This window comes from Mycobacterium sp. G7A2 (assembly GCF_041902445.1).
Taxonomy (GTDB): domain Bacteria; phylum Actinomycetota; class Actinomycetes; order Mycobacteriales; family Mycobacteriaceae; genus Mycobacterium.
The window spans coordinates 2,528,397-2,548,354 of the sequence record NZ_CP169251.1 but is presented as its reverse complement, the minus strand read 5'-3'; the positions used below and the strand labels follow the sequence as shown (position 1 = coordinate 2,548,354).

The window sequence follows — 19,958 nt, the reverse complement described above, 5'->3', positions numbered from 1 at the left end:
ATACGGATCAGTGCCACTGAGCAAAGTACTGTTCTCACGGATCGGTAGTCATGACCAGTGTTCAGCAACATCGAATACCAGATCTCGGCGCAGGGTCCGAGATCCCCAGAAGAAGGGACGGAGGTCACTAGGCGCAGGCGAGCGCACCGAGCAGCATGAAGGGATGACACGTATACCGCTGGTTGGCTCCACCCCGGTCTCGACTCTCACCGGCGATTCGGTGGCACGGGTGTCTGCCGACGCCTCCATCGCCGACGTAGCCCGTGCGCTGGTCTCCCGTGACGTCGGCATGGTCGTGGTCGGAGACGAGCAACGCCCCGCGGCGGTCCTCAGCGAGCGTGATGTCGTGCGCGTGGTGGCCGCCGGCAGTGATCCGACCACCGTGCGGGCCGGCGATGTCGCCAGTACCAAACTGGTCTGGGCAGGCGCCGAGGACACCGTCGACGAGGTGGCGAACCGGATGATGGAGCACTACATCCGCCATATCCTGGTCGAACAGGACGGGTCGCTGGTCGGGGTCGTCTCGGCCCGGGATCTGCTGGGCGCCTACAGTTCCGAGGCTGCCGACGGCTGAGCGGGCGGCACCCGGCAGGATCGGCTGACGTTCACCAGGCACCGGGCAGTGGCGGCCGGTCCGACGAGCGCACCCCCTCGAACGCGATAATGGGCCGGTGACACGCACGGTTCTGTTTCTGCGCAACGACCCCTTGGCGACCGAGGCGTTGCTCGCCGACGCATTCGGCGAGTTCGGCTACGACGTCGACACCTTCGACGTGGTCCCCGCCGACCGCGCCCACGACCCTGCCGCCGACGTGGTCTTTCCCGACCCGCACGGCTACGACGTCATCGTCCCGCTGGGCGCCCGCTGGCCGGTGTACGACCCGGCGTTGCGGGCGAGCTGGGTGGGCACCGAAATGCAGCTGGTGCGTGACGCCGCGGCGGCCGGGATCGCGCTGTTGGGTGTGTGTTTCGGTGGTCAGCTGCTGGCCCAGGCCTTCGGCGGCAGCGTCGGGCGCTCGACGCGCCCGGAGATCGGCTGGTTCGACACCGCCAGCGCCCGGCCGGACATCGTCCCGGGTGGCGCGTGGTTCCAATGGCATTTCGATCGATGGACCCTTCCACCCGGGGCCGTCGAGCTGGCCAGAACCCCGGATGCATCGCAGGCCTTCACCCTGGGCCGAGCTCTGGCGTTGCAGTTCCATCCGGAGGTCGATGTCAGGTTGCTGGAGAACTGGATCACCGGCGACGACGTCGGTGAGCTCGCCGCGCTGGGTCTGAACGCCGACGACTTACTCACCCGGACAACAGAGTTGGCCGATGATGTCGCTCCCCGGATCAGGGCGCTGGTAGCCGGCTTCCTGACCCACGTCGCCGGTCAGTCCCGGCCGAGCTGATGGGCCAGCGCGTCACCGACGTCCGGGTGGCGGAAGCGGTGTCCGAGCGCGGTGAGCTTCGCCGGCAGCACGCGCTGGCTGGCCTCGGCCAGCTCGCGGGCGCCCTGCTCGCCCAGCAGCACACGGGGGCCCAGCGCGGGAACCGGTAACACCGCGGGCCGGTGCAGCACCGAGGCCAGGGCGGCGGTGTACTCGGAGTTGCGCACCGGTTCGGGTCCCACCGCGTTGACCGGCCCGGTCAGCCGCTCGTCGTAGAGGGCGCGGTGATAGACGTCGAGCAGGTCGTCCAGTCCGACCCAGGCCAGCCACTGCCGCCCCGACGCCAGCCGACCGCCGAGGCCCGCGGCGAACAACGGCCGCAGCAACCGCAGCGTTCCGCCCGCGGCGGCTTGCACGATGCCGGTGCGCACCGTCACCACCCGCAGCCCGGCGTCGACCGCAGGCGCCGTCGCAGCCTCCCAGTCGGTGACGACGTCGGCAAGGAACCCGCTGCCGTGTGAGCTGTCCTCGGTCAGCGGGGTGTCCCCGCGGTCGTAGCCGTACACGCCGACCGCCGAGGCACTGATGAACACCCGGGGCCCGTCCGGCGCGGCCGTCGCCGCGACCGCCAGCTTGCGGGTCGGCTCGATGCGGCTGTCCCGGATGGCGGCGCGGTGGGCTTCGGTGAAGCGCCCGGCGATCGAGGCGCCGGCCAGGTGGATGACGGCATCGACGCCGCTGAGTAGAGCGGGGTCCGGATTCTGCGGATCCCAGGTGCGCTCGTCGTCACCGCGCGCCGGACGGCGCACCAACCTGATGACACGGTGCCCGCCGGTGGTGAGGAACGCCGAGAGAGCGCTGCCGACCAGACCCGACGAGCCGGTGATCGCGATGACAGAGGGTGCCAGACCTGCGTCGGCGGCGTCGCGGTGCGCGGCCAGGTCGTCGGCGAGCTGACGGTGGCGGTAGACGAACGTCGAGCGCAGCGCCGCTTCGGGCACGATGGTCTCGACCCGGTCGTGCATTCGGGTCCGTCCGCCCACATCGGCGAACGTATGGGTGTGCCGCCAGCTTCCGACCAGCCGAGCCGGCCAGGACGCCGGCCCCTGCGCGGACAGCTCGTCGACGAAACGACTGCGGGACACGTAAGCCGACGGATCATGGCGCGCCACCCAGCGCAGCCCACCGGGCAGCCCCAGCACCGCGACGCCGTCGGCGAGCGACTCGGCCTCCCGCACCACGGTCATGGGCTGCCACGGCGGAACCAGCCGGGGCATCGCGCCGGGCCGGGTATGCCAATCCCACACGGTGTCGACGGGATGATCGAGGTGGCTCTCGTGTTCGATGCCCATGATCCTCCGAACCTGTCGTGTCGTCTGCGCAGTATTCGTCACCGTTGCCGCACCGGATTGCCCGGAAAGCGCGCGGGTACCCGTGCAGAGGCGAACACTGTGAACCATCCGGCGATGAGCGTGCCATGACTGAGACCCCGCGAACATTTCGAGACCGCCACGAGGCAGGTCAGGTTCTCGCGCGGGATCTGGAGCGCTACCGGGGCCGGCGGGACCTGCAGGTACTGGGTCTGGCGCGCGGCGGGGTTCCCATCGGTTGGGAGGTGGCGGCTCACCTGCACGCGCCGCTGGACGTCTGCCTGGTGCGCAAGCTGGGCGTCCCGCAGCACCCCGAACTGGCCATGGGCGCGGTCGCCACGGGCGGCGGGGTGGTGCTCAACGAGGGCCTGGTGCGCAGCCTGGGCATCGGGCCGGACCAGGTCCGGGACGCCATCGAGCGGGAGACCGCCGAACTGCACCGGCGCGAGCAGGTCTACCGGGGCGGCCGCCCTCCACTGGACCTGACGGGCCGCACGGTGATTCTCGTCGACGACGGCATCGCGACGGGAGCCAGCATGGTCGCCGCCGCGCGCTCGGTGCGGCAGGCCGGTGCGGCACAGGTCGTGGTCGCGGCACCGGTGGGCCCGGCCTCGGTGTGGCGGGAGTTTCGCGACGAGGCCGACGACGTGGTCTGCTCGACGACACCCGCCGACTTCCACGCGGTGGGTCAGGTGTTTGCCGACTTCCACCAGGTCGGCGACGACGAAGTCCGGGCTGCGCTGGCCAGCCCGACGGTCTCGGCGCCGCAGTGAGCCGACGGGCACCGCGTCAGTTCCTGGCGGTGTCCTCGTTGTCGCCCTCGGTCGAGCTGGGCTCGGCCGACACGGTGTCGGACTCGTTCTCCGTCGGTACGGCGTCGTCCTGATAGTCGGCGATCGGCGGTTCGTCGGGATAGTCCTCGACGTCAGACGTGGTCTCGACCATGTCGGTGTCGTCGGTCGACTCGGCGTCGGATTCCTCGTCGGCGCCGGCCCGGGAGCGGTCACGCAGCGCGTCGACGATGAGCAGCACCACGCCGATGACACTGGCGGCGATGCACACCCAGGCGATCAACTCGTTGCTGGTCACCACAGCGGTGACCAGCGCCGCGAGACCGATCACGGCGAGTACCAGCGCGACGATCAGCACGGAACGGTCCGGGAGGACAAGACGGGACGGTGGCGCACGTGACTAGTTGTTGCCCCGGTTGAACTGGTTGAAGCCGCCGTCGCTGTTGGCTCCGGAGTCCACCGGTGCTGCCGAGCCACGCTGGCCCAGCTCCTCGAGCTGAGACTCCAGGTACGTCTTCAACCGCGTCCGGTACTCCCGCTCGAAGGTGCGCAGCTGTTCGAGTCGGCCTTCCAGCACCGTGCGCTGCTGGTTGATCGTCCCCATGATCTCGGAGTGCTTGCGCTCGGCATCGGCCTGCAGCGCATCGGCCTTCTCCTGGGCCTGACGCAGCTGGGTCTCCGACCGGGTCTGCGCGTCGGCGAGCATCGCGTCGGCGCGCTGCCGCGCTTCGGCGACCGTGGTCTCGGCGGTCTGTCGCGCCTCGGTGACCATCTGGTCGGCCTGCGCACGGGCATCGGCGAGCATCTTCTCGGACTCTGCCTTGGCGCTGTTGGTCAGCCGGTCGGCGGTGTCCTGGGCCAGGCTGAGCACCTTGGCGGCACGCAGGTGCTGGTCCTCGGTGGCCGCGGCCGGCTGCTGCTGTTGCGGCGGGGCCTCGTAGGCGGGCTCCGGAGCCGGTGCGGGTTCGGGCTCTGGCTCGTAGACTGGCAGGGTCTGCGTGGGCTGGGCGCCACCGCCAGAGCGGGCCGAGGCGAGTTCCTGATCCAGCTCGCTGACCCGCTGCCGCAGGTCGCTGTTCTCCTCGATGAGACGGGCCAGCTCGTTCTCGACGAGATCGAGGAAGGCATCGACCTCGTCTTCGTTGTAGCCGCGCTTGCCGATCGGTGGCTTACTGAAAGCGACGTTGTGCACGTCGGCAGGAGTGAGCGGCATTGTCTGCCCCCTTGAAGTCTGGACCGTCAATCGATCTCAAAGTGTAAAGCAGTGCTGGATGGTAACTGGCGTCCATCCTGTCACACCAGACCCGGCGGTTGCAGAAGAGGCCGATAATTAAGACCGAATTTCAACTTTGCCCGCTTGCGCGGGCCACCGGGGCGGAAGACGAGCGACCCTCGGACCCAGCCCCGGTCGACACACAAAGCCGCTGTTCAGAGGGCTGCGCTCAGGCCGCGGCGCCGAACGCCAATTGCATGCCAATGAAGGCCAGCAGCAGCAGGACCATGATCGAGAGGTCGAAGCGCACCGCGCCGATGGTCAGCTGCGGAATGATCCGGCGAAGCAACCGCACCGGCGGATCGGTCAAGGTCATGATGACCTCCAGGACCACCACGGTCGCACCCCTGGGCTGCCAGTCGCGGCTGAACGAGCGGATGAACTCGACGACGACCCGAGCGATCAACAGCAGCCAGAAGAGGAACAGCGCGAAACCCAGGATCGAGAAGAAGAGCCCCAACTGAGCGACCTCACTCCAGGACGATTGTCTGACGGTGGAAAGCACTGCCGGGCCCGTGGGGTCCCAGCCGCCGTCAGCCTACCCGCGGCGCCGCGCAGGCATCCGGTCGCCGCGGGGCGGCGGACTCACTGATAGGCGTAGAAGCCGGCCTCGGCGATGCGGCGGCGCTGCTCAGCGGTCACATCGACGTCGGCGGGCGACAGCAGGAACACCTTGGTCGCGACCTTGTCGAACGATCCGCGCAACGCGAACGCCAAGCCGGCGGCGAAGTCGACAAGCCGTTTGGCATCGGCGTTGTCCATCGACACCAGGTCCATGATGACCGGCGTGCCGTCACGGAAGCGCTCACCGATGGTGCGCGCCTCGCTGTAGTCCTTCGGCCGCAGCGTGGTGATCTTGGCCAGCGGGCTGCCCGCTTCGAACAGTTCGGCCATGCCGCGCGGGTCCATCGCCAACGCACCCCGCGTCGAGCCCCGCATCCCACCGAATCGTGGTGGGGTGCGGTCGAATTCGCGAGGAGTACGCAGCCTGGGCTCGAACCGGGCATCGTCGAAACCGCCGCGGTAGGCGGGGGGCTCGTCGTATTCGCGGCGGCGGTCATCGCCCATGGCGCCCATGGCACCCATGCCCTCGAACCCGCGCGCATAGCCCTCGTCTTCGAACCGGTCCTCGCGCGGACGGCGGTATCCGCGCACCGGCGCACGGTCGTCGTCGTCGTAGTAGTCGTCCTCGTAGTCATCCATCGGTGCCATACCGAAGTAGGCCTTGACCTTGTGCAGTGTGCTCATTGTGAGGACCCTTCGTGCGGTGAAGCTGGTGTGGTGCGGGGTGACTGTGAGGTCTCGGCGGCCTCAGCCTGTTCCGTGGAATCTGGTGTCTGTGATGAAGGTGTGACTCGTGTGACTACTGCGGGTGACGTTAGCGGTCGCGATCCCAATAGCGCGGTACCGACACGCACACATGTCGAACCATGTTCGACCGCCGCCTCGAGGTCACCGGACATACCGGCCGACAGCTCGAGCCGCTGCGAGTAGCCCTGTTGTACCCGCCGCCGCTCGGCGTCCAAACGGGCGAAGGCCCGGTAGGGGTCGGCGTCCACCGGCGGAATCGCCATCAGGCCGACGAACTGCAGACCCGCCGCCGCGTCGACGGCGGCACACACGGTGTCGATCCGTTCGGACGCGGCCACGTCGATCCCGCCGCGGGACTCGTCCCCGTCGAGGCTGACCTGCACGTACACCCGCAGCGGCGCGTCGCGGCGATCGTGCTCCAACGCGTCGGACGCCGCGCGGTCCAGCGCGTTGACCAGTTTGACCGTGTCCACGGAGTGCGCGGCGTAGGCCCACTCCGCGATCGACCGGGCCTTATTGCGCTGGATGCGCCCGATCATGTGCCAGCGCACCTCGCCGACCGCTCCACTGCTCGCCACGTCGGCGATCTTCTGCGTGGCTTCCTGGTCACGGGACTCCCCGAATGCGGTGCAGCCCAGGCGGTACAGCGCAACCACATCGCTTGCCGGGAAGAACTTGGTGACCGGCAGCAACTCGATGTCGGCGGGGTCGCGGCCGGCGGCCCGCGCTGCGCGGTCCAGGCGTGCGCGCAGGTCGGCCAGCGCCTCCCCCAGATCCCGTTCCCGTTGCTCGGTCGCGTTCACCGCTGCGGCTCCAGCCACACCAGAGAAGCCAGCCGGCCCGTCGGCGCATCCCTGCGGTGGCTGAACAGCGTGGGATCCTCGACGGTGCAACGGGGATCGATGTCGATGGCGGTGACGCCCAGCGAGCGCAACTGGGCAGCGATGCCTGCCCGCAGGTCCAGCCCCGCGGTGCCGCGCCGGGTGGTGGTACGGCTGCCCGGCAGCGACCGCTCGACGTCGGCAGCCATCTCGTCGGGAACCTCGTAGTTGGGGCCGCTGACCGCCGGGCCGAGCAGGACCGACACGTCTTCGGCGCGCGCCCCGGCATCGACCATGACACGCAGCGCCTCGGCCACGACCCCCTGCGCCGCGCCGACTCGACCCGCGTGCACCGCGCCGACCACGCCGGCGCGGGCGTCGGCCAGCAGCACCGGCACGCAGTCGGCAGTGACCACCGCGAGCGCCAATCCTGGTGTGGCGGTGACCAACCCGTCCGTGGCGTCGCAGGTGCGACCGGCGTCGGCCACGACCTCGACATGGGTGCCGTGGACCTGGTTCATCCAGACGATCCCGTCGTCACCCAACCCGGTCGCCGCGGAGAGTCGGCGTCGGTTCGCCGCGACGGCGGCCGGATCGTCGCCGACGTGGTCGCCGAGGTTGAAGCTGTCGAACGGTGGCCTGGACACTCCGCCGGCGCGGGTGGTGGTGACGCGCCTGACCCGCAGGCCGGACTCGCGGGCAGGCCCGCGGCCGGAGGACCCACGATCAAGCCCGCGGCCGGAGGATGCACGATCAACCATGCCGTGACCGTAGGACGCGATCAGTGGCGCATGAACGGCGGCACGTCGACGTCGTCGTCGGAGATGCCCCCATCGTCGCCGCCGATCCGCACCGTGGCGCCGTTGGTGTGCACCGGCACGCTGGCCGGATCCGAGGGCTCGAACAGCGACGAGCTGACCCGGCCGGCCTTGCCCGGTGTGATCGGGGTGCTCCCCGTGCCTCCTGGAGCCTGCGCCTCACCGGTCACCGGTTTGCGTCCGGGGCCGGCTGCATCGAACCCGGCGGCGATGACGGTGACCCGCACTTCGTCGCCCAGCGAGTCGTCGATGACGGTGCCGAAGATGATGTTGGCTTCCTGGTGGGCGGCGTCCTGCACCAGCGAGGCCGCTTCGTTGATTTCGAACAGGCCCAGGTCACTGCCGCCGGCCACCGACAGCAGCACACCCTGGGCGCCCTCCATCGAGGCTTCCAGCAGCGGCGAGTTGATCGCGATCTCGGCCGCTTTGAGCGCGCGCCCGTCCCCGCGTGCCGAGCCGATGCCCATCAGCGCGGTGCCCGCACCACTCATCACACCCTTGACGTCGGCGAAGTCGACGTTGATCAGGCCGGGAGTCGTGATCAGGTCGGTGATGCCCTGCACACCGTTGAGCAGCACCTCGTCGGCGCTGCGGAAGGCGTCCATCAACGACACCGCGGCGTCACCCATCTGCAGCAACCGGTCGTTGGGGATGACGATGAGCGTGTCGCAGCTCTCGCGCAGCGAGGTGATGCCGGCCTCGGCCTGGTTGCTGCGCCGCTTGCCCTCGAACGAGAACGGGCGCGTCACCACTCCGACGGTCAATGCGCCCAGCTTGCGGGCGATGGTCGCCACCACCGGTGCGCCACCGGTGCCCGTGCCGCCGCCTTCGCCGGCGGTGACGAACACCATGTCGGCGCCGCGCAGCAGCTCCTCGATGTCGTCCTTGGCGTCTTCGGCGGCCTTGCGGCCGACCTCGGGGTCGGCGCCGGCACCGAGACCGCGGGTCGAGTCCCGTCCGACGTCGAGTTTGACGTCGGCGTCGCTCATCAACAACGCCTGTGCGTCGGTGTTGATCGCGATGAACTCAACGCCTTTGAGGCCCTGCTCGATCATCCGGTTGACGGCGTTGACGCCGCCGCCGCCGATACCGACCACCTTGATCACAGCGAGGTAGTTATGCGGGGGGGTCATGTGCGCCCTTCCTGCCTGATGTTCCCGGTCCATTTCCGCACCTCTTGAGCGTGCCCCTAAACCCTCAACCTCAACCATAGGCTTAGAGTTATGTCAAGTAGTGCGGTGCAAACAGAACGGTAGGGCCGGTGCGCACGGGCGCCGAGCAGGCGCGCCGACACGACACGAGAAAATTCGCGGTGATGTGCGTCAGGTGCGCGCCGTCGAGGCCCGCCGACGGGCCCAGCCGGCTATTTGACCGTCGGTAGGTCCGGACTCGACACGTCGTAGGTCTGCCCCGGCTGCGTCAGCAGCGCAGCCAGCTTGAGTGCCTTCTCCTCGGTCCGATCGGTGGTCCCCCACACCACGGTTCGACCGTCCACCAGCGTCAACGTGATCGACGCGACCGACGGGGCCGAGATCCTCCCCACCTGACCGGCCACCTCCGGGCGCAGCGAGGTCATCACTTTCAGCGCGGCTTTGGTCGCTGGATCGTTCGGCCCGGGATTCTCGGTGTCGAGGTAGGGCACCCCGGGCGGCGGGGGTCCGGTCGCGAAATCCACCCCGTCCTCGTCGAACAGGTGCACCCCGTCGGGATAGTCCTTGACCACCACCGGGACCCTCTCGACGACGGTGATCCGCAGCGTCGACGGGTATTGCCGTTGCACTCGGGCCGAGGCGACCCGCCGAATCGACGCCACCCGTCCCGCCACGGCGTCGGTGTCGACCTGCAACAGCGGTGTCCCCGGCGCCACGGCCGCGGCCGCGACAACGTCCTCCTGCGGCAGCACCCCGAGACCGGTGACCTCGATGCTGCGGGCCGACATGATCGGGGTGAAGTACAAGACCAGACCCAGTCCGACCACCAGCACTGCGATCGCCACCGACCATGCCACGACCTTCAGGCCGCGGACCGCACCGCGACCCGGCGCGCCGGACTGCTGCGTCGAGAGCCCCAGCGCCCGACGCTTGGCCTCGCGGCGGGCCTCCTCGATGGCGGTGGCCCGCGCCTGGGCCTCCCGGCGGGCCTCACGCTCCCGCCGAGCCCTCCGACGGGGCCCCTCCACGTCCTCGGCTGCCTGTTGCGACGCCTCCGGCTCTGCCGGCTCTCCCGCCGGTGCCGTGGGCTCGGGCGCCTCGGGCGGCTCGGTCCCGTCGGTGGCCTGCTCGTCGCCGCGCGATTCGCTCATCGTGCCCCCGACCCGGGCGCGCGGCGGTTGGCCTTGACCGTCAGCTCGGCGAGAATCTCCTTGCCCAGCAATGTCACATCCCCGGCGCCCATCGTGACGATCACATCGCCCGCCTCCGCCGCGGCCGCGACCCGGGCCGGTACCGCCGAGAAATCCGGAACGTAGGTCACCGGGACGGTGACCTGCTCGGCGATCTTCGCACCGCTGATGCCCGCCAACGGCTGCTCGCGCGCGGCGTAGACATCGAGCACGAAGACCTCGTCGGCCAGGTCCAGCGCCGTGGCGAACTCGGCGGCGAAAGCCTGGGTCCGCGAATACAGGTGGGGCTGAAACACCACGATCGAGCGACCGCCGGTTTCCGACGCCAGCCCACGCATCGCGGTGAGGGCGGCGGTGACCTTGGTCGGGTGGTGGGCGTAGTCGTCGAAGACCTGGATACCGGCGACGACACCCACCAACTCGAACCGGCGACGCACGCCCTCGAACCCGGCCAACGCCCCGAGCACGTCATCGGGTTCGGCGCCCGCGTGGATCGCGGCCAGCAGCGCTCCCAGCGCGTTGAGCGCCATGTGTCGACCGGGCACCGACAGCCGCATGGTGCGCGGACGGTCCTCCCCCGCCAACTGCACGGTGGCCACTGCACTGGTGCCCTGCTGCCGCCAATCCAGCAGTTCACCAGCCAGACCGGCGGCGTCAGCAACCCGACCGGCGGCCGCGTTGCTGCCGTAGCGCAGCACCTGGATGCCCAGCGCGGCGGTGCGCTCGGCGAACGCGGCGGCGCCCGGGTCGTCGACGCAGACCACCACGACGCCGCCGGGCTTGAGCCGCTCCATGAAGGCATCGAACACCGCCACATAGGCCTGTTCGGTGCCGAAGAAGTCCAGATGGTCGGCTTCGATGTTGGTGACAACCACGATGTCGGGGCTGTACTGGACCAGCGATCCGTCGCTCTCGTCCGCCTCGGCCACGAAAAACGCGCCGCTGCCGTGGTGGGCGTTGGTGCCCGCCTCGCCCAGGTCGCCGCCCACGGCGAAGGACGGATCGAACCCGGCGTGCTGCAGCGCCACGATGAGCATGGACGTGGTGGTCGTCTTACCCGCGGTGCCGGTCACCATCAGCGTCGTCTGGCCGGCCATCAGCTTGGCCAGCACCTCGGGACGCAGGATCACCGGGATCCCGCGCTTGCGTGCCTCGACCAGTTCGGGATTGGTCTTGGGAATGGCCGCGTGGGTGGTCACCACCGCGGTCGGACCGCCCGGCAGCAGGTCCAACGAGGACGGGTCGTGCCCGATCCGGATCGTCGCACCACGGGCCCGCAATGCGATGACGCCGCGGGACTCCTTGGCGTCGGAGCCCGACACCAACCCACCGCGATCGATCAGGATGCGGGCGATGCCGCTCATGCCCGCGCCGCCTATGCCCACCATGTGCACCCGCCGCAGTTCGGGCGGCAGATCCGGGGCTCGGCCCAGCGAGCTCACCGTCGGATCCGCTCTTCGCGCGCGGCCCGCGCGACCTCGAGCGCCACGTGCGCGACCCGCTCGGCGGCATCGCGATGCCCGGCCAGTACCGCGCCGGTCGTCATCGCCGCGAGCCGTGCGGAATCGGTCAGCAGCCCCGCCACGGTGTCGGCGACGAACTCCGGAGTCAGCGAACGGTCTTCGACGAGCAGCCCACCCCCGGCTTCGACCACGGGCAGTGCATTGAGCCGCTGCTCTCCGTTGCCGATCGGCAGCGGTACATACACCGCCGGCAATCCGACGGCGGCGACCTCGGCCACCGTCATCGCACCCGAGCGGCAGATCGCCAGGTCGGCCGCTGCGTAGGCCAGGTCCATCCGGTCCAGGTACGGCACGGCGACGTAGGGCGGATCGTGCGGGGCCGGCTCACGCAACTGCAGGGTGTTCTTCGCGCCGTATGCGTGGATCACCGAAATGCCCTGTTCTGCAAGATCTTTGGCAGCTGCAGACACTGCCGTGTTGAGCGAGCGGGCGCCCTGCGAACCGCCGAAGACCAGCAGCACCTTCGCGTCTTCGGCCAGGCCGAAGTGCTCACGCGCCTCGGCCCGCAACGCCGCGCGGTCCAGCGACGTGATCGTCGCACGCACCGGCATACCGACGACCTCGGCATGACGCAGACCCGGATCGGGCACCGCGGAGAGCACCCGGCGCGCCGACATCGCGCCCACCCGGTTGGCCAGCCCCGCGCTGGCGTTGGCCTCGTGGACGACGACAGGTACGCGGCGGCGCGCCCGGACACTGCGCGCGGCCAGATAGGCCGGCAGCGCGACGTAGCCGCCGAATCCGACGACGATGTCGGCGTCGACCCTGTCGAGCACGTCTCTGACCTCGCGCACCGCCAGCCGAACCCGGCCCGGCAGGCGCAGCAGGTCGGCCGTCGGCTTACGCGGCAGCGGCACCGGCGTGATGAGCTGCAGGTCGTAGCCGCGGGCCGGGACCAGCCGGGTCTCCAGACCCCGCTCGGTGCCCAGCGCGGTGATCCGCACATCCGGTGCCAGCATGGTCAACGCGTCGGCCACCGCCATCGCGGGCTCGACGTGGCCCGCCGTGCCGCCACCGGCAAGGACGACTGATATCCCCCGGTCGCTCCGCTCCTGCCCCGCCGGACCAGATATCCCCCGGTCGCTTCGCTCCTGCCCCGCCGGACCAGATATCCCCCGGTCGCTTCGCTCCTGCCCCGCCGGACCAGATATCCCCCGGTCGTCCCCGTCGCTTCGCACGTGGGCCCAGCCCTTCTGCCCGTCCGGGACCGACTTGCCCGTCACCCGTAACGCTGACCTTCCAGTGTGCGGGCTCGCCGGCCCTGCTTCCGCTGGCCAGAACCATATCCGACCGGGGTCTTGGCGGCGGGTACCGGCCGCTTCTGGCGGGTGCGGGTGTTCTTCGGCGGGGTGGCCTGGCGGCGGGGACGAGACCGCAATCTGTCCTTGACGGCTTCGGCCCGGGTCGGGGCGTACGGCGCGGGCAGGGGCAATCGGAGGAGCCGGTTGACGCGGTCGTCGCGGCCGGCGCGCAGCGCAGCGACCGCTTCCGGTTCGTGGCGCGCGGCATTGGCCATGATGCCGATCATCAACAACGTGGTGGACGTCGACGTGCCGCCGGCGGAGATCAGGGGCAGCTGCAGGCCGGTGACCGGCAGCAGGCCGACCACGTAGCCGACGTTGATGAACACCTGGGACAGAATCCACAGCGTGGCGGTGGCGGTGAGCAGCCGCAGGAACGGGTCGGCGGAGCGGCGGGCGATCCGCATGCCGGTGTAGGCGAACAGGCCGAACAGACACAGCAGACCGACGGCGCCGACGAATCCCAGTTCCTCGCCGACGATGGCGAAGATGAAGTCGTTGTGGGCGTTGGGCAGATAGTTCCACTTCGCGGTGCCCTGGCCCAGGCCGTCGCCGAAGACCCCGCCGTTGGCCAACGCGAATCGAGCCTGGCGGGCTTGATAGCCCGAGCCCTGGGCGTCGGCTGCGGGGTTCAGCCAGGACTGCACCCGCGCCGAGCGGTACCCCTCGGCGAGGGCGAGGATCAGACCGGAGACCAACACGGCGCCCAGCGACGTCAGGAAGACTCGCAGCGGCAGACCCGCGTACCACAGCAGCGCCAACAGGATGACGCCCATCGACAGCGTCTGCCCCAGGTCGGGCTGGGCCACGATGAGCGCCAGCGCGATCACCGCGGCCGGCACCAGCGGCACCAGCATCTCCCGCAGCGACGCCCGCTCCATGCGGCGGGCGGCGAGCAGGTGCGCACCCCAGATCGCCAGCGCGATCTTGGCCAGCTCCGAGGGCTGCATGGAAAATCCGGCGAAGACAAACCAGCCACGAGAACCGTTGGCCACCTTGCCGATTCCCGGTATCAGCACCAGGATCAACAGCACGATGGTGATGGCGAATCCGGTGAAGGCGAACCGGCGCATCACCGACACGGGGGTACGCAGCGCCGCATAGAAGGCCGCCAGCCCGATCAAGGTCCACAGCAGCTGCTTGCCGAACACCACCCAGGGCGAGCCGTCGGTGTCATAGGAGTACACGCCCGAGGCCGACAGCACCATCGTCAACCCCATGGTGGTCAGCAGCGCGGTCACGGCGATGATCAGGTGAAACGACGTCATCGGCCGTCCCAGCCACGCGCCGAAGCGGTTGCGCGAACCGTGGTTCCGGACGTCGCTCGCGCCGCCGGATGCGGCCGCGGGCCGCGCCGCGTCGGCAGGCGTCGCCTCGGAGCGCCGGGTACGCAGCCGGGCCAGTACGCTGCTGCTCACGACGGTTACCTGGTCGCTGCGCGCACGGCAGCGGCGAACGCGTCACCGCGATGCCCGTAGCCCGTGAACTGGTCGAACGAGGCTCCGGCGGGGGCCAGCAACACCGTGTCTCCGGGTGCGGCCAAGCCGCGAGCCGCGTCGACGGCCGCCGCCATGACGGCGTCGGACACGGGTTTCGAGCCCACCTCGATCACTCGAGTCACAGGAGTATCACCAGACTCAGGTTTCTCAAGCACCCCAGAATCCTCCCCTGTCACCAGCTCTACGACGGGGACATCCGGTGCGTGTCGCGATAACGCCTCGCCCACGATGGCCCTGTCCCGGCCGATCAATACCGCGCCCGCCAGCCGGCTGCGCACGGCGGCGACCATCTCGTCGACCGAGGCGCCCTTGAGCATGCCGCCGGCGATCCAGACCACCCGCGGGTAGGCGCTGATCGAAGCCTGCGCCGCGTGGGGGTTGGTGGCCTTCGAGTCGTCGACATAGGTGACGCCGTCGGCGACGGCCACCACTTCGGCCCGATGGCGGCCCACCTGGAAGCCGGCCAGCGCGTCGGCAATCGCAGCGGCGGGCACGTCGACGGCCCGCGCCAGGCACGCCGCGCCGAGCGCGTCGAGCACCCCGACCGGACCCGCCACGGGGATGGTGGAGGTGGGCGCGAGCACCAGCTCGTCGGCGAAAGCGTTGTCCACCAGCGCGCCCTCACGCACGCCGACCTCCCCCACGGCGGGAGAGGTGAGCCGGAAACCGACCCGCACCGGCGCCGGCGCGGCAGCCAGCAACCGCGCCGCCACCGCGTCCTCGAGCCCGCCCACGGCCACCCGCCCCGTCAGTGCGCGCGCCTTGGCCTGCGCGTAGGCGTCCATCGACCCGTGCCAGTCCAGATGATCCTCGGCGACGTTGAGCACCACGCCGGCGTCCGGGCGTAACGACGGCGCCCAGTACAGCTGGAAGCTGGACAGCTCGACCGCCAGCACGTCGACCGGGCGGTCGAGCACGTCGAGCACCGGTTCGCCGATGTTGCCGCACAGCGCGGCGCGCCGGCCACCTGCCTGCAACATCGCGTGCAGCATCGACGTCGTCGTCGTCTTACCGTTGGTGCCGGTCACCACCAGCCACTGCCGCGCCGCCCCGTAACGCCCCGACCGGTCCAGCCGCCACGCCAGCTCGATGTCACCCCACACCGGCACGCCCGCCGTCCGGGCGGCGGCCAGCATCGGCGCCGTGGGCGGGAACCCGGGGCTGGTGATCACCAGCGCGAAGTCGGCGATCGCGGCGGTCGCCTCGGCGGGGTCGACCACCGCTACGCCCTGCCGTGCGTATTCGGCCAGCGCCGCGGGCCGATCGTCGGTCAACGTGGCGCGTACCCCGAGCGGAGCCAGGGCGGTCAGGATGGCGCGGCCGGTGACGCCGGCCCCGGTGACCAGGACCGCACTACCGGGTTCGGGGAGTTCGGGCACCTCAGGCACCGACGGTGGTCAGCCACTCGCTGTAGAACAGAGCCACACCCAGACCACAGGCGATGGCGGTGAGCAGCCAGAACCTGATGATGACCGTCGTCTCGGCCCAGCCCACCAGCTCGAAATGGTGGTGAAAAGGCGCCATCCGGAACACCCGCCGGCCGGTGGTGCGAAACGCCAGGATCTGCACGACCACCGAGGTCACCTCGGCGACGAACAACGCACCGAGCACCACCGCCAGCATCTCGGTGCGGCTCGTCACCGACAGCCCGGCGATGATGCCGCCCAGCGCCAGCGACCCGGTATCGCCCATGAAGATCTTGGCCGGCGCGGCGTTCCACCACAGGAACCCGATGCACGCCCCGGCAGTGGCGGCCGCGATGATCGCCAGGTCGAGCGGGTCCCGCACGTTGTAGCAGCCGACGCCGGGGCTGGTCGCACAGGCGTTGCGGAACTGCCAGAACGTGATCAGCACGTACGCCGCACACACCATCGCCATCGCGCCCGCGGCCAGGCCGTCCAAGCCGTCGGTGAAGTTCACCGCGTTCGACCATGCCGACACGATGACCACGCAGAACAACACGAACACCGCCGGCGCCAACGTCACCGTGGCGATCTCGCGGACGTAGGACAACTCCGCACTGCCCGGGGTCAGCCCGTCACCGTTGCGGAACTGCAGCGCCAGCAGGCCGAACAACACGGCGGCCACGAGGATGCCGATGGTCTTGGCCGTCTTGTTCAGCCCCAGGTTGCGGGATCGGCGGATCTTGATCAGGTCGTCGAGGAATCCGACGGCACCGAGCGCGGTGGCCAGGCCCAGCACGAGCAGACCCGATGCGGACGGGCCCTTGCCGTCGATCAGCACGCCCACCAGATGCGTTCCGAAGTAGCTGGCCCAGATACCGGCCACGATCGCGACCCCGCCCATCGACGGGGTGCCGCGCTTCTTGTGGTGGCTGGGCGGGCCGTCCTCGCGGATCTCGTGGCCGAACCCCTGCCGGGTGAACAGCCGGATCAGCACCGGGGTCAGCAGGATCGAGACCGCCAGGGCGATCCCGACGGCGATGAGGATCTGTCTCATCCGGCATCCCCTGCACCCTCGGCGGCCAACGTGTCGGCCAGCGTCCCCAGCCCGGCCGAGTTGGAGGCCTTGACCAGCACGACGTCACCCGGGCGCAGTTCGGCGCGCAACAGATCCAGCGCGGCTTCGGCGTCGGCGACCGCAGTGGCCTCGGATCCCCACGAGCCCTCCATGACCGCTCCATGGAGCATCGCGCTCATAGGCCTCCCGGTTCCGACGACGATGAGTCGACTGACATCTAAGCGCACCGCCAGCCGGCCGATGCGGTCGTGCTCGGATATCGCCTCCTCCCCCAACTCGGCCATCTCTCCCAGCACCGCCCAACTGCGTCGTGGGGACGCACCGTCCCGACTCATCCACGCCAGCGCCTTGAGGCCGGCGCTCATCGAGTCGGGATTGGCGTTGTAGGCGTCGTTGATGATCGTCACGCCGTCGGGGCGGGTGCTCACCTGCATCCGGTTCGCCGAGGCGGGGCCTGCGGAGGCCAGCGCGGTCGCCACCTGCTCGAGGGTGGCGCCGCATTCGAGCGCGACGGCGGCCGCGCACAGCGCGTTGGACACCTGGTGGTCGCCGTGCACAGCCAGCGAGACCGGCACCGTTGAACCGGCGTGGTGAAGCGTGAACTGCGCGCGGGCGAGCGGATCGAGGGTGACCCCGTCGGCCCACAGGTCGATCCCGTCGCCACCGGCTCTGCCCACCCTCACGATCCGGGCCGCCGTCTTGGCTGCCATGGCGGCCACGATGGCGTCGTCCGCGTTGAGAATGACCACCCCGGACGACGGAACAGACTGTGGTAGTTCGGATTTCGTCGCAGCAATGGCTTCGCGCGAACCGAACTCGCCGAGGTGAGCGGTGCCGACGTTGAGCACGGCCGCGATCGACGGCGTCGCGATGTCGGCCAACGCCGCGATGTTGCCCGGGTGCCGAGCCGACATCTCCAGCACCAGGAAATCGGTGGATTCGGTCGCGCGCAGCACCGTCCACGGGTGGCCCAGTTCGTTGTTGAACGATCCCGGAGGTGCGATCACCTCGCCCAGCGGGGCGAGTACTGCGGCGATGAGATCTTTCGTCGAGGTCTTGCCCGACGACCCGGTGAGCCCGATGATGGTCAGCCCCCCGGCCGCCAGCCGGGCCGCCACGGCTTTGGCCAACCGCGCCAGCGCCGCGAGCACCGCGGCGCCGGAGCCGTCGGCGTCGTGTTCCAGCACACCGGCCCCCGCATCGGCAGCGCCGGGGTGCGCGCCCGGATCGACCACGATGGCCGGCACCCCGACGGGCCGGGCCGCCAAGACCGCGACCGCCCCGGCGTGCACCGCAGCCGCCGCGAAATCGTGTCCGTCGCTGCGGGCACCGGGCAGCGCCAGGAACAGCCCGCCGGGCGTCACCGCCCGGGAGTCGAACTCCACGGTGCCGGTGACACGGGTGCGCGCCGCGGCCTCCGGGGTGATGTCGGCCAGGCGGCCGCCGACGATGTCGGCGACCTCGGTCAACGTCAACGCGATCATGGGCGTGCTCCCCACGTCATCTGAGCCTCCAGCGCACGGGTGAGCTCGTCACGGTCGTCGAACGGACGGGTCTGACCACCGCTGGTCTGCCCCGACTCGTGGCCCTTGCCGGCGATCAGCACCACGTCGTCGGGCTCGGCCCACGCCACCGCGTAGGCGATCGCCGCGCGGCGGTCACCGATCTCGACGAGCTCCGGCGCGGCCGAGGCACCCGCCAGCACGGCGGCTCGGATCGCGGCGGGGTCTTCGTTGCGCGGGTTGTCGTCGGTGACGACGACCAGGTCGGCCAGCTCGGCGGCGACCTCGCCCATCGGTGTCCGCTTACCCGGGTCGCGATCTCCGCCCGCACCCACCACGACGGCCAGGCGGCCACGGCACTGGTCACGCAGCGTCTGCAGGACCGCGCGCAGGGCGCCGGGCTTGTGCGCGTAGTCGACCACGGCCAAGAACTGCTGGCCGCGGTCCACCGGCTCCAACCGGCCCGGCACCGTCGCATTCTTGAGCCCCGGAGCGGCCTGCTCCGGGGAGACGCCGACGGCATCGAGCAGCGCGATTGCCAGCGCGCAGTTGGCCACGTTGAACGCCCCGGGCAGGCCGATCTGCAGGGTGTGGTGCACTCCGGCGGGATCCACGACCACGAAATCCTGTCGGCCCTGCCCGTCGGTGGCGACCGATTCCACCCGCCAGTCGGCGGGTCCGGTCGTGCTGACGGTGACAGCGCGGTGCGCGCGTTTCGCCATCGTCCGGCCCCAGTCGTCGTCGATGCACACGATCGATTCCGCCGCGTGTGTGCTCGACGCGGGGTCGAACAGCCGGGCCTTGGCCTCGAAGTAGTCCTCCATGGTGGGGTGAAAGTCCAGGTGGTCCCTGGACAGGTTGGTGAATCCGCCGACTGCGAAGGACACCGCGTCGACCCGACCCAGTGTGAGCGCGTGGCTGGACACCTCCATCACCACGGTGTCCACGCCACGCTCCACCATCACCGCGAGCAGTGCCTGCAGATCGGGGGCCTCGGGGGTGGTCAGCGTGGCGGGCTCGTCGCGTCCGTCGATGCGGATGCCGACGGTGCCGATGAGTCCGGCCACCCGGTCGGCCGCCCGCAACCCGGCTTCGACGAGGTAACTGGTGGTGGTCTTGCCCGATGTGCCGGTGACGCCGATGACGCGCAGTTTCGTCGACGGCTCGCCGTACACCGCGGCGGCGACGCTGCCGAGCACCGAGCGCGGCGACGGGTGAACCAGCACCGGGGTGCCCAGGTCGCCGAGTTCGGCGGCCCCGGCCTCGTCGGTCAGCACGGCGACGGCCCCGGCGGCCACCGCATCGGCGGCGAAAATTGCCCCGTGAGAGCGAGCCCCGGGCAGCGCCGCGAAGAGGTCACCCGGGCGGGCATCCTGACCGCGCAACGTCACCCCGGTGACGGTGACGTCCCGGCGGGCTGCAGCGGCCGCGCCCGGAGACACCAACTCGGCGACCGCGTCGAGGGGCAGACCGACGGGGTGAGTAGGGCGCAGATTCATGGCGTTGACACAGTACCGGGCGGGGTTGCGCGACCCCGTTATTCCGGGCGCGAAT

Annotated in this window: 19 protein-coding genes; 3 read left to right on the top strand and 16 right to left on the bottom strand. The window is 70.2% G+C overall.

Going from position 1 to position 19,958, the window contains the following annotated elements:
* Nucleotides 1-163: 163 nt before the first annotated feature.
* Together ACEWX3_RS12295 and ACEWX3_RS12290 are read left to right on the top strand one after the other, a co-directional pair.
* Nucleotides 164-574 carry a CBS domain-containing protein gene (locus ACEWX3_RS12295; RefSeq protein WP_221358694.1) on the top strand — a complete coding sequence of 137 codons (411 nt, stop codon included), beginning with the start codon at nt 164-166 and terminating at the stop codon, nt 572-574.
* A gap of 97 nt (nt 575-671) precedes the next feature.
* A complete protein-coding gene (locus ACEWX3_RS12290; RefSeq protein WP_221358692.1) occupies nt 672-1,394 on the top strand; it encodes a gamma-glutamyl-gamma-aminobutyrate hydrolase family protein in 723 nt (240 codons plus the stop codon).
* Here the strand turns inward: ACEWX3_RS12290 and ACEWX3_RS12285 are convergent.
* Entirely contained in the window at nt 1,376-2,725 is a 1,350-nt protein-coding gene (locus tag ACEWX3_RS12285) for a TIGR01777 family oxidoreductase (protein WP_374159534.1), read from the bottom strand. The genes ACEWX3_RS12290 and ACEWX3_RS12285 overlap by 19 nt on opposite strands.
* Before the next feature lie 125 nt (nt 2,726-2,850).
* Between ACEWX3_RS12285 and ACEWX3_RS12280 the strand changes: the two genes are divergently transcribed.
* Nucleotides 2,851-3,516 carry a phosphoribosyltransferase gene (locus ACEWX3_RS12280; protein WP_221358690.1) on the top strand — a complete coding sequence of 222 codons (666 nt, stop codon included), beginning with the start codon at nt 2,851-2,853 and terminating at the stop codon, nt 3,514-3,516.
* A gap of 16 nt (nt 3,517-3,532) precedes the next feature.
* On the opposite strand, the gene ACEWX3_RS12275 is transcribed toward ACEWX3_RS12280, so the two are convergent.
* The 15 genes from ACEWX3_RS12275 to ACEWX3_RS12205 all read right to left on the bottom strand — a co-directional run bounded on the left by ACEWX3_RS12275 (nt 3,533) and on the right by ACEWX3_RS12205 (nt 19,903).
* Nucleotides 3,533-3,892, bottom strand: coding sequence for a phage holin family protein (locus ACEWX3_RS12275; protein WP_207067031.1), 360 nt, complete (start codon nt 3,890-3,892; stop codon nt 3,533-3,535).
* Nucleotides 3,893-3,934: 42 nt separating this feature from the next.
* Entirely contained in the window at nt 3,935-4,747 is an 813-nt protein-coding gene (locus tag ACEWX3_RS12270) for a DivIVA domain-containing protein (RefSeq protein ID WP_207067030.1), read from the bottom strand.
* Between the two features lie 229 nt (nt 4,748-4,976).
* On the bottom strand, nt 4,977-5,267 hold the full coding sequence (locus tag ACEWX3_RS12265) for a YggT family protein (RefSeq protein WP_207067029.1): 291 nt from the start codon (nt 5,265-5,267) through the stop codon (nt 4,977-4,979).
* Between the two features lie 125 nt (nt 5,268-5,392).
* Nucleotides 5,393-6,055 carry a cell division protein SepF gene (locus ACEWX3_RS12260; RefSeq protein WP_374159533.1) on the bottom strand — a complete coding sequence of 221 codons (663 nt, stop codon included), beginning with the start codon at nt 6,053-6,055 and terminating at the stop codon, nt 5,393-5,395.
* On the bottom strand, nt 6,052-6,939 hold the full coding sequence (locus ACEWX3_RS12255) for a YggS family pyridoxal phosphate-dependent enzyme (RefSeq protein WP_374159532.1): 888 nt from the start codon (nt 6,937-6,939) through the stop codon (nt 6,052-6,054). The genes ACEWX3_RS12260 and ACEWX3_RS12255 overlap by 4 nt, the downstream gene beginning before the upstream one ends.
* A complete protein-coding gene (gene pgeF, locus ACEWX3_RS12250) occupies nt 6,918-7,700 on the bottom strand; it encodes a peptidoglycan editing factor PgeF (RefSeq protein ID WP_374159531.1) in 783 nt (260 codons plus the stop codon). The genes ACEWX3_RS12255 and pgeF overlap by 22 nt, the downstream gene beginning before the upstream one ends.
* Before the next feature lie 20 nt (nt 7,701-7,720).
* Nucleotides 7,721-8,890, bottom strand: a complete 1,170-nt coding sequence (ftsZ, locus tag ACEWX3_RS12245; protein ID WP_207067026.1) for a cell division protein FtsZ — start codon at nt 8,888-8,890, stop codon at nt 7,721-7,723.
* A 230-nt stretch (nt 8,891-9,120) separates the two neighbouring features.
* Entirely contained in the window at nt 9,121-10,059 is a 939-nt protein-coding gene (locus tag ACEWX3_RS12240; protein WP_207067025.1) for a cell division protein FtsQ/DivIB, read from the bottom strand.
* A complete protein-coding gene (murC, locus tag ACEWX3_RS12235; protein WP_374159847.1) occupies nt 10,056-11,486 on the bottom strand; it encodes a UDP-N-acetylmuramate--L-alanine ligase in 1,431 nt (476 codons plus the stop codon). The genes ACEWX3_RS12240 and murC overlap by 4 nt, the downstream gene beginning before the upstream one ends.
* Before the next feature lie 50 nt (nt 11,487-11,536).
* On the bottom strand, nt 11,537-12,694 hold the full coding sequence (gene murG, locus ACEWX3_RS12230; protein ID WP_374159846.1) for an undecaprenyldiphospho-muramoylpentapeptide beta-N-acetylglucosaminyltransferase: 1,158 nt from the start codon (nt 12,692-12,694) through the stop codon (nt 11,537-11,539).
* 146 nt (nt 12,695-12,840) lie between these two features.
* Nucleotides 12,841-14,340 carry a putative lipid II flippase FtsW gene (gene ftsW / locus ACEWX3_RS12225; protein WP_374159530.1) on the bottom strand — a complete coding sequence of 500 codons (1,500 nt, stop codon included), beginning with the start codon at nt 14,338-14,340 and terminating at the stop codon, nt 12,841-12,843.
* 5 nt (nt 14,341-14,345) lie between these two features.
* The gene (gene murD / locus ACEWX3_RS12220) at nt 14,346-15,809 is read right to left on the bottom strand and encodes a UDP-N-acetylmuramoyl-L-alanine--D-glutamate ligase (protein WP_374159529.1); all 1,464 of its coding nucleotides are present in this window, start codon (nt 15,807-15,809) and stop codon (nt 14,346-14,348) included.
* Nucleotides 15,802-16,881 (bottom strand): phospho-N-acetylmuramoyl-pentapeptide-transferase, encoded by a 1,080-nt coding sequence (gene mraY, locus ACEWX3_RS12215; protein WP_152517614.1) that lies wholly within the window; start codon nt 16,879-16,881, stop codon nt 15,802-15,804. Before mraY ends, murD begins: the two co-directional genes overlap by 8 nt.
* Nucleotides 16,878-18,386, bottom strand: a complete 1,509-nt coding sequence (murF, locus tag ACEWX3_RS12210; protein WP_374159845.1) for a UDP-N-acetylmuramoyl-tripeptide--D-alanyl-D-alanine ligase — start codon at nt 18,384-18,386, stop codon at nt 16,878-16,880. Before murF ends, mraY begins: the two co-directional genes overlap by 4 nt.
* On the bottom strand, nt 18,383-19,903 hold the full coding sequence (locus tag ACEWX3_RS12205; protein ID WP_374159528.1) for a UDP-N-acetylmuramoyl-L-alanyl-D-glutamate--2,6-diaminopimelate ligase: 1,521 nt from the start codon (nt 19,901-19,903) through the stop codon (nt 18,383-18,385). Before ACEWX3_RS12205 ends, murF begins: the two co-directional genes overlap by 4 nt.
* Nucleotides 19,904-19,958: the final 55 nt, after the last annotated feature.

Bases quoted from the DNA above. Each gene is read 5' to 3' on its own strand.
- ACEWX3_RS12295 (WP_221358694.1), top strand. From the start codon at position 164: ATGACACGTATACCGCTGGTTGGCTCCACCCCGGTCTCGACTCTCACC.
- ACEWX3_RS12285 (WP_374159534.1), bottom strand. From the start codon at position 2,725: ATGGGCATCGAACACGAGAGCCACCTCGATCATCCCGTCGACACCGTG.
- ACEWX3_RS12280 (WP_221358690.1), top strand. From the start codon at position 2,851: ATGACTGAGACCCCGCGAACATTTCGAGACCGCCACGAGGCAGGTCAG.
- ACEWX3_RS12270 (WP_207067030.1), bottom strand. From the start codon at position 4,747: ATGCCGCTCACTCCTGCCGACGTGCACAACGTCGCTTTCAGTAAGCCA.
- ACEWX3_RS12260 (WP_374159533.1), bottom strand. From the start codon at position 6,055: ATGAGCACACTGCACAAGGTCAAGGCCTACTTCGGTATGGCACCGATG.
- pgeF (WP_374159531.1), bottom strand. From the start codon at position 7,700: ATGGTTGATCGTGCATCCTCCGGCCGCGGGCTTGATCGTGGGTCCTCC.
- ftsZ (WP_207067026.1), bottom strand. From the start codon at position 8,890: ATGACCCCCCCGCATAACTACCTCGCTGTGATCAAGGTGGTCGGTATC.
- ACEWX3_RS12240 (WP_207067025.1), bottom strand. From the start codon at position 10,059: ATGAGCGAATCGCGCGGCGACGAGCAGGCCACCGACGGGACCGAGCCG.
- murC (WP_374159847.1), bottom strand. From the start codon at position 11,486: ATGGTGGGCATAGGCGGCGCGGGCATGAGCGGCATCGCCCGCATCCTG.
- mraY (WP_152517614.1), bottom strand. From the start codon at position 16,881: ATGAGACAGATCCTCATCGCCGTCGGGATCGCCCTGGCGGTCTCGATC.
- murF (WP_374159845.1), bottom strand. From the start codon at position 18,386: ATGATCGCGTTGACGTTGACCGAGGTCGCCGACATCGTCGGCGGCCGC.
- ACEWX3_RS12205 (WP_374159528.1), bottom strand. From the start codon at position 19,903: ATGAATCTGCGCCCTACTCACCCCGTCGGTCTGCCCCTCGACGCGGTC.